The following is a 12,170-nucleotide window of genomic DNA, read 5'->3' on the forward strand; positions in this document are numbered from 1 at the left end:
GCCGCCGTGCGCGACCAGATCGCGGGCGACGGCCATTCGGCGGACTGGGTCACGCGGCTCGACGCCGCCGGCGACGCCATGGCCGGCGCGGTCTATGACCTCGTGCTCCTCGACCTGATGCTTCCGGACGGCCGCGGCATCCCTTTCCTGAAGCGTCTGCGCGCGCGCGGCGACGTGACGCCGGTCATAATCCTCACCGCGCTCGACCAGGTGTCCGACCGGATCGAGGGCCTGAACGCGGGGGCCGACGACTACCTGGTGAAACCCTTCGACCTCGCGGAGCTTTCCGCGCGGATCGGCTCCGTCGCCCGGCGCTACAGCGGCAATCCGAACCCGATCATCAGCCTCGGTGCGCTCGACATCGACCTGGCGGCGCGCAGCGTGCGCCGCGATGGCAGGCCGGTGCAGCTGACCGCCCGGGAATGGGCGCTCTTCGAAGCGCTGTTGTCGCGTCCCGGTCAGCTCCTGTCCAAGCCACAGCTGGAGGAAAAGCTCTATGCCTTCGATGCGGAGGTGGAGAGCAACACGATCGAGGTCCATGTCAGCCGCCTGCGCAAGAAGCTCGGCGCCGCGATCATCGAGACCGAACGCGGGCTCGGCTACCGGCTGGGCGGGGCATGAGGCTGCCACGCAGCCTTCGCGGCCGGCTCGGGCTGTCGCTCGGGCTTGCGCTGACGCTGCTCTGGTTCGCCGCCGCCTCGGTCACCGCGTTCGTGGTCCGGCACGAACTGGACGAGGTCTTCGATGCCACGCTGGAGGAAACCGCGCAGCGGATCCTGCCGCTTGCGGTCGTCGATATCGTCGGGCGCGAGGACGACGGCGTGACACAGCGGCTTGCCGCGATCCGATCGCACGACGAGTTCTTCACCTACATCGTTCGCGACGCGCAGGGGCGCGTCCTGCTGCAATCCCACGACGCCGATCCCGGTGTATTCCCGGCCTATGACGGCCCGGGGTTCCACGAGACGGCCACCCACAGGTTCTACAACGACGACGCGCTGCAGGGGACCGTCCGCATCTCCGTCGCGGAGCCGCTCGCGCACCGCAGGACGGTCGCGCGGCAGATCCAGATGGCGCTCGGCCTGCCGCTCCTCGTGGTGATCCCGGTCGCCCTTCTCGCCATCTTTCTGGCGGTCCGGGAAAGTCTCGGCGCGCTCGACCGCTTCGGCGCCCGGCTGACCGCCCGCAACGCCCGCGATCTTGCCCCTGTTCCGGTCCATGGCCTGCCCTCCGAACTGCTGCCTCTCGCCGGAACGCTGAACGCCCTTCTCGCCCGCCTGCGCGGCGCCTTCGAGGCCGAGCGCAGCTTCGCGGCCAATGTCGCGCACGAACTCAGGACGCCGCTTGCCGGCGCCATCGCGCAGGCGCAGCGGATCGGGACCGAGAGCGCCGAAGGCGCGGTCCGTTCGCGGGCGGGAGAGATCGAGGCGACGCTGAAGCGCCTCGCCCGCGTCTGCGAACGGCTCCTGCAGCTTGCCCGGGCGGAGGGCGGACGGCTCAGGCTCGACCAGCCGGCGGATCTCCGCCCCGTCGCCCGCATCCTCGTGGAAGACATCGGCCAGACGCTGCGCCCCGACCGCATCGGCCTGACGCTTCCCGACCGGCCGGTCATGTCGGACCTCGATCCGGATGCCTTTGCCATCCTCTGCCGCAACCTCGTCGAGAACGCGCTGCGCCACGGAGACCCCTCCGGGCCGGTCGCGGTGACGCTGGCCGAGGACGGGACCCTCACCGTGGCGAATGCGGGGCCCGCCGTACCGGCCGAGGCCCTCGCCCGCCTGACGGCGCGGTTCGAACGCGGCGGGTCGGCGACGGACGGCAGCGGCCTCGGCCTCGCCATCGTCTCGGCCATCGCCGAGCGCATCGGCAGCCCGCTGGTGCTTCGCTCGCCGCGGCCGGGGCAGGACGCCGGCTTCGAGGCGAGCGTCAGGCTACCGGTCCAGGGCGAAAGCCGGGCCGGTCAGCGCGCGCCCCAGGTATCGGACAGGCGATAGCCCTCCGGCCATGGGTCGGAGGGGTCCAGCATGTGCTGGTGGATGCCGGTGACCCAGCCGCGACCGGATATCTCGGGCAGGATCGCGGGTTGGCCGCCGACCGTCGTCGTCCCGAGGATGCGGCCCCGGAAGGTCGAGCCGATCAGCGAGACCGCCGTCAGCCGGTCCTCCATCCCCATCTCGCCGCGCGCGTGCAGCACCGCCATCCGCGCCGAAAGTGCCGTGCCGGTGGGCGAGCGGTCGACCTTGCCGGGCCGGATCGCCACGGCGGCGCCGGCGCGCAGTTCCGTCCCCTCGCGCGTCACGGGCCCGGCGAAGAGGCAGAAGGAGAAGTGCCGCCAGTCCGGGTTCTCGGGATGGTGAAAGCCCAGTTGTTCCGTCCCCGCCCGGGTGATCCGCACGCCGAGCGTCGCGATGTCGTGCGCCTCGTCCGCGGTCAGGCCGAAACCGAGCGACCTGGCATCGACGAAGACGAAGCTGTCGCCGCCATAGGCGGTGTCCACGGTCAGCGTCCCGAGCCCCTCCACCTCCAGACGCGCATCGAGTTTCGCGGCGAAGCTCGGCAGGTTCTGGACGAATATCCGCTCAGCCTTGCCGTTGCGGCACTCCGCGCGCACCCGGACGAGTCCCCCCGGCGCCTCCAGCACCAGATGTGTCTCGGGCTCGGTCATCGGCAGGATGCCGCTGTCGAGCAGCACCGTCGAGACGCAGATGGAGTTCGAGCCGGACATCGGCGGCGTGTCCTCCGGCTCCATGATGATGAAGGCGGCGTCGGCCTCGGGGTGCTTCGGCGGGACGAGCAGGTTGACATGGCGGAACACACCGCCGCGCGGCTCGTTCAGGACGAAGCTGCGCAGGACCCCGTCGCGGGCGATCCAGCGCGACTGTTCCCAGATCGTGTCTCCCGGCGGCGGGGTGACGCCGCCGACGATCACGTCGCCCACCTCGCCCTCGGCATGGGCGGATATCACATGGATCGTCTTGCTGGTTCGCATGGTGCCCTCATCGCAGCCAGTCGGGAAGCGTCTTCGCCGCGCGGCCGGTGACCGCAGCCTCGGCGCAGGCGGCAAGGCCGCCGAAGCGCAACGCGCGGCCGGAGAGGCCGGGGCCGTAGTGGGCGTATTTGCCGGAGTTCGTCATCAGGGCGCGCGTCGCGGCCGGAAAGACCGGTTCGGAGATCGAGCACCAGCAAAGATCGGGCAGCACCTGCGCGCCCGCATCGGTCAGCCGCGCGAGCGTCCCTTCGGCCGCCGCCTCTGCGATCACCGCGCGCCCGGCGGTGACGATCAGGGGGATGGCCGCGCGCCGGCCCGCCATCGCGTCGGCGAGCGCGCGGCATTCCAGGATCGAGGCATGCGGGCTGCCGATCGCGATCAGTTCCACCTCCTCCGGCCCGTCGTTCAGGGTGCGCCAGCCCGCGGCCATGTCGGCGCGGGTGATGCGGCCATGATCGGCATCCCGGGCGACGCGCTGCGCCTCGGGCGTCACGCCCTCGACATGCAGCATCGGCGCGGCGGAAGTGGTGCCGAAGGCGGCGCAGAGCGCCTTGAGGTTTTCCGGCGAGGGCTGCGCCGCCGCCAGCCCGCGCAGAAGCGGGATGCGGTCCGGCGCCGCCTTGCCCGCAAGCCAGCCTATCAGCGGCCAGAAGGCATCGTCGATCCCCTCGGGCAGGTCGATGTCGAGGATTCGCGCCGCCTGCCGGTTTTCGTCCAGATAGACGCCCGAGAGCGGCGCACGCCCCGTCATCGCGGTGAAAAGGTCCAGGAAGTCCGGGTGCTTGGCGGTGCGCGCACCGAGCACGCTGTTGGCATAGATCACCGCGTTCGATTCCGACCAGGCAATCAGTTCGCCCTCGGCAGGCGCGGTGTCGAGGAGATAGGGCGAGCAGGTGAAGGTCGGCTGGCAACCCATGCGCACATAGGCATCGGCCAGACGCTGCGCCGGGCCGCCGAAGACGGGCGGCACGCCCTGCGTGCGCCAGCCGGAATGATCGACCGAGATCGCGTTCATCGTGGTCGGGATGCGGACCTTCGCCCCCATGTCCGCCATCTTCTCGGCGAAGATCAGGTTGGCGGGGCTGGCATAGATGCAGCCGTCGATATGGCCCTGCGTCACCTCGACCAGCCGCGTTGCGCCCTGGTTCACCGCCATGGCGCAGAGGATGCGCATGGCCTGCGCCGTGGCTTCGCCTTCTGCACCGTCCAGCATGGCGCGCTCATGGTCGGTCAGCTCCAACGCTCCGGTGGCCTGGGGGGCGACGGCGAGCGTCAGGCCGTCGGCCTCCAGCCCTTGCTCGGTGATGCGGGCGCGCTTGGCCTTGGCCAGCCGGGCATGCGCCTCCGGCGTCAGGCGCAGGACGGGCAGCGGCTTGCCGAACATGCCCGCCGCGATCATCGCGCCGAGGGTCACCACGTCCTCGGGCTCGGCAAAGACCAGCGCCGCCGGGGCATGGCCGTTCAGCGCCATGTCGAGAAGGACGCCCGATCCGGTGCAGGATCCGCGCGTGCCGGGCATGACGAGGATGCGCCCGGCCATGGACTGCCCCGCCAGAGGGTGATGCACGTCGATCACCCGGCCCGTGGCCGGGTCGACCCCGCCCCAGAAGCTGAGCGGTTCGGAGCTGGCGAGGATCTCTCCGACGGCCCGGCCGGGAAGGATGAAGCGGGCGCTTTGGGTCATTTCACCACGAACCCGTGCGCGAAGGGATCGCGGTCGTCGATGAAGATGGTGTTGTAGCCTGTCATCCGCGCCCAGCCCGCGATGCTCGGAACGATCGCATCGCGGGCGGCAACCGTCGTGGCCGCCTCCACCCGTCCCTTGAAGATCGAGCCGATGATGCTCTCGTGCCAGAACTCGTCGCCGGGGCGCAGCCTGCCCTTGGCGGCAAGCTGGGCCATCCGTGCCGAGGTGCCGGTGCCGCACGGGCTGCGGTCGATGGCCTTTTCGCCGTAGAACACCGCGTTGCGCGCGTGCGCCCCCGCGACGGTCGGCGCACCCGTCCACTGGATGTGGCTGAGGCCGCGGATTTCCGGATGCTCGGGGTGGACGAAGTCGTATTTCTCGTTCAGCGCCCGGCGCAGCTTCGGCGACCAGCCGACCAGCTCGCCCGCGGTGTGGTCTGCCATGTCGCGGAAGTTCTTCTGGGGCTCGACGATGGCGTAGAAGTTGCCGCCATAGGCCACGTCCACCACGATCTCGCCCAAACCCTCCACCTCGGCCGTCAGTCCTTCCGCGTAGAGGAACGAGGGCACGTTGGTCAGCCGCACCTCCTCGACGAAGCGGCCCTCCTGGCGGTAGCTGATGTCGACCTTGCCGGCCGGCGCGTCGATGGAAAGCCGGCCAGGCTCGCGCGGCGTGATGAGGCCGTTCTCGATCGCCATGGTGATCGTGCCGATGGTGCCGTGGCCGCACATCGGCAGGCAGCCCGAGGTCTCGATGAAGAGCACGGCGACGTCGCAGTCGGGGCGCGTCGGCGGATAGAGGATGGAGCCCGACATCATGTCGTGCCCGCGCGGCTCGTACATGAGGCCCGTGCGGATCCAGTCGAACTCGCGCAGGAAATGCGCCCGGCGTTCCAGCATGGTCGCCCCTTCCAGACGCGGCCCGCCGCCCGAGACAAGGCGCACCGGATTGCCACAGGTATGGCCGTCGATGCAGGAGAAGGTATGGGTCGCCATGGGTCAGAACCTTTGCGCGGAAAAAGGGGTGAGGTCGAGCGGCGGCGGCCGCCCGTCGAGAAGGTCGGCCACCAGACGGGCGGTGCCGGCGGATTGCGTCTGGCCGAGATGGCCGTGGCCGAAGGCGTGGATCACATGCGGCGATCCGCGGGACGGGCCGATGACCGGCAGCGTGTCGGGCAGCGAGGGACGGAAACCCATCCACTGAACGCCGCCTTCGGGCCTGAGACCGGGCAGGAACGCCTGCGCCTTCCGCAGCATCGCCTCGGCCCGCCGGAAGTTCGGCGGCAGCGAAAGGCCCCCCAGTTCCACAGCCCCGCCCACGCGAATCCCGGTCGAGAGCCGCGTGACGACGAAGCCGTGCCCGCCGAAGGTGATCTGCGTCCGCAGGTCGAAGGCCGCAAGCGGCAGCGTGGTGTTGTAGCCGCGCTCCGTCTCCAGCGGCACCCGGTCGCCAAGCTGTGCCGCAAGCCGGTGCGAATGTGCGCCGGCGGCCAGGACCACGCGCGCCACGGTGTGCTCCTTCCCGTCGGCGAGCCGAAGCGACACCCCGTCGCCGTCGGGGCGCAGGCCCGCCACCTCGGCCCGCTCGATCCGCCCGCCTCCGGACAGGAACCGCTCGGCCAGGGCGAGGACGTAGAGCTTCGGGTCGGCGATGGAATACCAGCCGGGCGTGAAGGTGCCGTGGGTGAAGCGGGGACTGAGGCCGGGCTGGATTTCCGCCATCCCCGCCGCGTCGAGATGGCGGAAAGCGATCCCGTGTTCCTCCCGCGCCTTCCAGCCGGCCAGCGAGGCGCGGAACTCGGCAGCGCCCTCGTAGACCTGCAGGTTGCCCTCCTTGCGCAGCATCGGGAGCGTGCCGGCGGCTTCCATGAAGGGTTCGAGCTCGGACTTCGAGAGGTCCATCAGCGCGGTCTGGGCGACGGTGGACCGGCGCACCTGCGCCGGCGCGCAGGCGCGCCAGAACCGGAACATCCAGGGCGCGATCCTCGGCGCATAGGCCGGCGGCACGGACAGCGGCCCGAGCGGGTCGAGCAGCCACTTCGGCGCCTTGCGCAGGATACCCGGCGAGGCGAGCGGCAGGATGTCGGTAAACGCGAAGGCCCCCGCCGTGCCGGCCGAGGCCCCGGCCGCCGGTCCTTCGCGGTCGAGGACGGTGACGACGTGCCCGCGCGCCTGTGCCACCAATGCGATGGACAGACCGATGACCCCGGCCCCGATGACGATCACCTGCGTTGTCATTTCCGATCCGGTCTCAGTGCGTGGCCGCCAGGAACTTCCGCAACTCCGGATCCTTCGGCGCCCCGAACAACTCTTCCGGCGGCGCGATCTCCGCCATCACACCCTTGTCGAAAAATGCCACCCGATCAGATACCTCCCGGGCAAACTTCATCTCGTGCGTGACGCAGATCATCGTCATGCCTTCCGAGGCCAGCATCCTCAGCGTGTCGAGCACCTCGCCCACGAGTTGCGGGTCAAGCGCCGAGGTCACCTCGTCGAAGAGCATGTAGTCCGGCGACATGCCGAGCGCCCTGGCAATCGCCATCCGCTGCTGCTGCCCACCCGAGAGCCGCGAGGGGTAGACGTTCAGCTTGTCGGACAGCCCGACATGTTTCAGTTGCCGGACCGCCTCGGCCTCGGCTTCGGCCTTTGACCGTTTCAACACCTTCACCTGTGCCAGCATGACGTTCTCGATCACCGTGAGATGCGGGAAGGCGTTCCACTGCTGGAAGACGATCCCGATCTTCCGGCGCAGCTTGTTGAGGTCGGTCGTCTTGGCGTGGACCTCGATCCCGTCGACGACGATGCGTCCGGAGTCGATCGGTTCCAACCCGTTGATGCAGGTCAGAAGTGTCGACTTGCCCGAACCCGATCCCCCGATGACGGTAAGAACCTCGCCCTTCTGGACCGTGAGGTTGATCCCCTTGAGAACTTCGAGCGGGCCGAAGGACTTGCGGACGTTCTCGATCTCAATCATTGGACCACCGTCTTTCGAGGTACCCGCCGAGCCGTGCGACGGGGAAGGAGATGACGAAGTAGAACAGGCCGCAGATCATCAGCAGGAACAGCGGTTCCTGCAGGCGCGTGATCAGGATCTGCGTCGATTTCAGCAGCTCGACGACCTGCACGATGAACACCAGCGCCGAATCCTTCATGACGCCGAGCGCGAGCCCGATCCACGACGGCAGCGCGACCCTCGTGGCCAGCGGCAGGACGATCGAACGCATGTCCTGGCCCCAGGTCATGCCGAGCGACCGCGCGGCGCGGCGCAGGGTCTGCGGCACCGACTCGATCCCGCCGCGCACGATCTCGGCGCAGTAGGCCGACGTGTAGAGCGACAGCACCCCGCAGGCGATCGTGAACCCCGAGACCCGGATGCCGAGCACGGTCGTGACGAAGGCATTGGCCAGAACCAGCTGGATCAGCAGCGGGATGGAGCGGAAGACGTCGAGAACGAAGGTCAGGGGCGCGGCCCACCACGGGCCGACCTGGTAGCGGAAGACGCCGAAGAGGATGCCGAGCAGCGTGCCGAACAGGACCGAGATGCCGGTGACGATCAGGGTCATCCCCGCCCCTTTGGCGAGGAAGACAAGGTCGTTTGCGGTCAGTGCGGTATCGAACATCGCCCCCTCTCAGTACCGGAACAGCCGCGCCGCGAGCAGGCGGGCCGTGAGGGTGATCACCTTGGTGATCAGGTAGAAGATCACCGCTGCCATGGCGAAGAATTCGAAGGTGCGGAAGGTCCGCGCGTTCAACTCGCTCGTGACGCCGTAAAGGTCGGTGTTCATCGCCACGACGGCACCGAGCGACGTCATCAGGATCGCCCAGACCATCTGGTTCGTCATCGGCAGGAAGGAAATCCGCAGCATCTGCGGCATGACCACGCTGCCGAAGGCCTGCCCGGCGGACATGCCGAGCGAGCGCGCGGCGCGGGCCTGGGTGTCGGGGATCGCCTTCAGCGCACCCCGGAAGTTCTCGGCCAGGTAGCCCGCGTTGTTGAAGGTGATGCCGATGAGGAGCGAGAGATAGGGCGACAGGTGGATGCCGAAGCTGCCGAGCCCGAAGTGCACCATGTAGATCTGGAAGAGCGCGGGCGTGTTTCGCGCGATCTCGACCCAGGTGGTCGCCACCGCGGCAAGGAGCCGCCGGCCCGAGAGCCGGAACACGGTCAGGACAATCGCGACCACGATTCCGACGGCCATCGAGAGGATGGCGATCTCCATCGTGACGAGCGCCCCTTCCAGCATCTGCGGAAGCGAGTTGAGCGCCTGTCCCCAGCGGAAGTTGTAGTTGAACATGACCGTGCCTGCCCGCGGACATGGGGTGATGCGGGATCATACCCGCATCACCCGGGGAAGCCTACCTCAGCGATAGACGCCCTTGATCGTGAGATCGGCGGGTTCGCCTTCGCCGACCCACTTCTTGTAGAGCTCGGCGTAGCGGCCGGTGCGGACCTGCTGGTTGATGAACAGGTTCATGTAGTTGATCAGGCCGTATTCCTCGCGCAGCGTGATCAGCGCCACGTAGTCCGGCACCATCGGCGCCTTGTCGACGATCTTGATGCCGGGGAAGTTGCCCGATTTGACGTTGGCCTCGGCGACCTCGACGGTCGAGACGGTTGCGTCGAGTTGACCCTGGCTCAGCGCCAGGAAGACGTCGGCCTGGTTCTGGTAGGGACGGAACTCGCCCTCGCCCCATTCCTTCACCTTGCCTTCGAGCCAGATCGCCTCGTAGGTGCCCGCGGTAGCGCCCACGACCTTGCCCTTCATGCCTTCCCAGTCGCTCATCTCGACCTTCTCGTTGGCCACGACGGCATTCTCGAAGGAGTAGTAGGGGATCGTGAATCCGACCGTCCTGGCCCGCTCCAGCGTATCGGAGGTGGAGGCGACGGCAACGTCGACATTGCCGGACATCAGCGCCGGGATCCGCTCCGGGAAGGTGGTCTCGACGACCTCGGCCGTGACGCCGAGCGCCGCGGCGAGATCGTTGCAGTAGTCGACGTCGAATCCGATCGGATTGTTCTGCGCATCGCGCGAGCCCATCGGCGGGAAGTCGAGCACGACGGCGCAGCGCAGCGTGCCCGAAGCGATGATGTCGTCGAGCTTGTCGGCCTGCGCGGGCAGGGCGACAGCCGTCGCGGCGATGGCCCAAGCGGCAAGGATCGATGTCTTCATGGTTCACTCCCTGGGTTGAAGATTATGATTCCCTCATGTTCAGACTATCCTGCCTGCGCCGCGACAAATCAATCGAAATATACAAGAATTATACAAGATACCCGCCCGACATCCGGGGCGACGGTTCGGGCACACCGGTGCGGCCCGCCGTTTCCGGAACCGACTTGCCTGCCTGTGCACATCATGTATGCAGTAGGCCGACCATCCCGATGTGACGGCAACAGGAGGCAGCGCATGAGCCAGACACTCTCCGTCCCGGCCCTTCAGGACCGGGTCGAGGCAATTCTCCGGCGCGCGGGGATGAACGACGTTCAATCGACGGCGCTCGCCCGCGTGATCACCGCGGGCGAACGCGACGGCTGCAAGTCGCATGGCATCTACCGCATCGAGGGCAGTCTGCGCACGCTGAAGGCCGGCAAGGTCCGGGGCGACGCACGCCCCGAGATCGCAGCCTCGACGAGCCGGGGAATTGTCAGGGTCGATGCGCGGGGCGGCTTCTCCAACCCTGCCTTCGACATGGGGCTTCCGCTCTTGGCCGAGCGCGCGCGGGAACTCGGGCTCGCGGCGCTTGTAGTCAACGACTGCACCCATTTCGCCGCGCTCTGGCCGGAGGTGGAGGCGATCACCGACCACGGGCTCGCGGGGCTGGTGATGTGCCCGAGCTATGCCTCGGTCGCGCCGACGGGCGGGAAAAGCCCGCTGCTCGGCACCAATCCCATCGCCTTCGGCTGGCCCCGCCCCGGACAGCCGCCCTATGTCTTCGACTTCGCCACCTCGGTCGTGGCGCGCGGCGAGATCGAGTTGCACCGGCGCGCGGGACAGCCCCTGCCCGAAGGCTGGGCCATCGACGCCGACGGGCAACCGACGACCGATCCGGCCGCCGCGCTTGCCGGCGCCATGCTGCCCTTCGGGGGTCACAAGGGCTCCGCCATCGGCACGATGATCGAGCTTCTCGCGGGCGTGATGATCGGCGACCTGACCAGCCCCGAGGTGCTCGACATCCTCGGCGCCACGACGCTGGCGCCGATGCACGGCGAACTGATCCTCGCGCTCTCCCCCGCGGCCTTCGCAGCCGGGCGCCGGGGCGACCCCTTCGCCCGCGCCGAGCGTCTGTTCGAGGCGATCAAGGGCCAGGGTGCCCGCCTGCCTTCCGAACGGAGGTTCGCCGCCCGGGCCCGCGCCCTGAGCGAGGGCGTCACCCTGACCGAGGCCGAGGCGGAGCAGCTCGACCGGCTGCTTGCGCGCGGCCTCGATGCGGTGGACTGACGGCGGCGGCCAGAGCGGCGGCGCGCCCCCCGTTCGGGGGGCGTCACGGGTTCTGCAACAGGCTCAGGCCCGGAATTTCTGCACCGCGCCCGGCAGCCTGCTCCACTCCGCGTACCAGGTCCGGAACTGGTGGAGCTGCGTCTCCGCCCAGGCCCGCTGGCTCGGCGTCAGCGCGTCGGTCGGGTTGAAGTGGAGCGTGTACTCGGGGTCGCCCTGAAGCACCATCATGTGCTTGTAGTAGAGCACGAGGTCGGTCCCCTCGTCCCAGGAGGACAGCACCTCGAGTGCCTCGCCCAGTTCGCGCGCGCGCTGGCGGGCGTCCAGATCGCCCGCGGCGGCCGCCTTGGCGAGTGCCACGAAATGCAGGATCTCCGTCGGGAGGACGTTGCCGATGCCGGTGATCGTTCCCGTCGCTCCGCACTTCACGTAGCCGTGGTAGACGCCGGTGTCGACGCCCGCCATCAGGATCACGCTTTCATCGGCGCTGGTGATGTGCTCGGCCGCGTAGGTCATCGCCTCGGCCCCGCCGAACTCCTTGAACCCGACGAGGTTCGGATGCTCCGCCCTGAGCGCCAGGAAGAGATCCGCCTTGGTCTCGAACCCGTAGTAGGGGCTGTTGTAGATGACCGCGGGCAGGTCGGGTGCCGCCGAGAGGATCGCCTTGAAATGGTGGCGCTGCGCGACGGGCGAGTTGCCGCGCGACAGGACCCGCGGGATCACCATGAGGCCGGCGGCCCCGACCTTCTGAGCGTGCGCGGCATGGGCCACCGCCGCGGCGGAATTCACCGCGCCGGTGCCGACGATCACGGGATACCCGGCCTGCACCAGATGCTCCACGCCTTCCATCCGTTGCGCGTCGGTCAGGAGCGGCCAGTCCCCCATCGACCCGCAATAGACCACCGCCGACATGCCCGCCGAAATAAGCTCTCCAGCCTTGCGGACAAGGGCGTCGAAGTCGGGCGTTCGGTCCGCCCTGCAAGGCGTCATGAGCGCGGGAATTACGCCTGTGAAAATCGCGGTGTCCATGTTGCGGCTCCTCATTCTCCGGGTTCGGCACG

General features: G+C 68.7%; 12 protein-coding genes. 3 read left to right on the forward strand and 9 right to left on the reverse strand.

Going from position 1 to position 12,170, the window contains the following annotated elements; all coding sequences use genetic code 11:
* Both ACMUOO_RS14560 and ACMUOO_RS14565 read left to right on the forward strand, forming a co-directional pair.
* The coding region (locus ACMUOO_RS14560) for a response regulator transcription factor (RefSeq protein ID WP_413855651.1) at window positions 1-621 on the forward strand (621 nt) is incomplete at its 5' end.
* Complete coding sequence (locus ACMUOO_RS14565; protein ID WP_301917353.1) at window positions 618-1,994, forward strand: ATP-binding protein; 1,377 nt, start codon at window positions 618-620, stop codon at window positions 1,992-1,994. The genes ACMUOO_RS14560 and ACMUOO_RS14565, both read left to right, overlap by 4 nt.
* On the opposite strand, the gene ACMUOO_RS14570 is transcribed toward ACMUOO_RS14565, so the two are convergent.
* From ACMUOO_RS14570 to ACMUOO_RS14605, 8 genes are all read right to left on the reverse strand, one after another.
* Entirely contained in the window at window positions 1,961-2,989 is a 1,029-nt protein-coding gene (locus ACMUOO_RS14570; protein WP_301917352.1) for a trans-3-hydroxy-L-proline dehydratase, read from the reverse strand. The two genes, ACMUOO_RS14565 and ACMUOO_RS14570, sit on opposite strands and share 34 nt — an antisense overlap.
* 7 nt (window positions 2,990-2,996) lie before the next feature.
* Entirely contained in the window at window positions 2,997-4,673 is a 1,677-nt protein-coding gene (locus ACMUOO_RS14575) for an aconitase X (protein WP_301917351.1), read from the reverse strand.
* Complete coding sequence (locus tag ACMUOO_RS14580; protein ID WP_301917350.1) at window positions 4,670-5,671, reverse strand: 4-hydroxyproline epimerase; 1,002 nt, start codon at window positions 5,669-5,671, stop codon at window positions 4,670-4,672. The genes ACMUOO_RS14575 and ACMUOO_RS14580 overlap by 4 nt, the downstream gene beginning before the upstream one ends.
* Before the next feature lie 3 nt (window positions 5,672-5,674).
* A complete protein-coding gene (locus ACMUOO_RS14585; RefSeq protein WP_301917349.1) occupies window positions 5,675-6,913 on the reverse strand; it encodes an NAD(P)/FAD-dependent oxidoreductase in 1,239 nt (412 codons plus the stop codon).
* Between the two features lie 13 nt (window positions 6,914-6,926).
* Window positions 6,927-7,649 (reverse strand): amino acid ABC transporter ATP-binding protein, encoded by a 723-nt coding sequence (locus ACMUOO_RS14590; protein WP_301917348.1) that lies wholly within the window; start codon window positions 7,647-7,649, stop codon window positions 6,927-6,929.
* A complete protein-coding gene (locus ACMUOO_RS14595; protein ID WP_301917347.1) occupies window positions 7,642-8,295 on the reverse strand; it encodes an amino acid ABC transporter permease in 654 nt (217 codons plus the stop codon). The genes ACMUOO_RS14590 and ACMUOO_RS14595 overlap by 8 nt, the downstream gene beginning before the upstream one ends.
* Before the next feature lie 9 nt (window positions 8,296-8,304).
* A complete protein-coding gene (locus ACMUOO_RS14600) occupies window positions 8,305-8,970 on the reverse strand; it encodes an amino acid ABC transporter permease (protein WP_301917346.1) in 666 nt (221 codons plus the stop codon).
* A gap of 66 nt (window positions 8,971-9,036) precedes the next feature.
* Window positions 9,037-9,846 carry a transporter substrate-binding domain-containing protein gene (locus ACMUOO_RS14605; protein ID WP_301917345.1) on the reverse strand — a complete coding sequence of 270 codons (810 nt, stop codon included), beginning with the start codon at window positions 9,844-9,846 and terminating at the stop codon, window positions 9,037-9,039.
* 234 nt (window positions 9,847-10,080) lie between these two features.
* Between ACMUOO_RS14605 and ACMUOO_RS14610 the strand changes: the two genes are divergently transcribed.
* A complete protein-coding gene (locus ACMUOO_RS14610) occupies window positions 10,081-11,112 on the forward strand; it encodes an Ldh family oxidoreductase (protein ID WP_301917344.1) in 1,032 nt (343 codons plus the stop codon).
* Window positions 11,113-11,175: 63 nt separating this feature from the next.
* Here ACMUOO_RS14610 and ACMUOO_RS14615 read toward each other — a convergent pair whose 3' ends face one another.
* Window positions 11,176-12,138: a dihydrodipicolinate synthase family protein gene (locus tag ACMUOO_RS14615; protein WP_301917343.1), complete on the reverse strand. Its 963-nt coding sequence runs from the start codon at window positions 12,136-12,138 to the stop codon at window positions 11,176-11,178.
* Window positions 12,139-12,170: the final 32 nt, after the last annotated feature.

The organism is Albidovulum sp., from assembly GCF_041919395.1.
Taxonomy (GTDB): domain Bacteria; phylum Pseudomonadota; class Alphaproteobacteria; order Rhodobacterales; family Rhodobacteraceae; genus Albidovulum.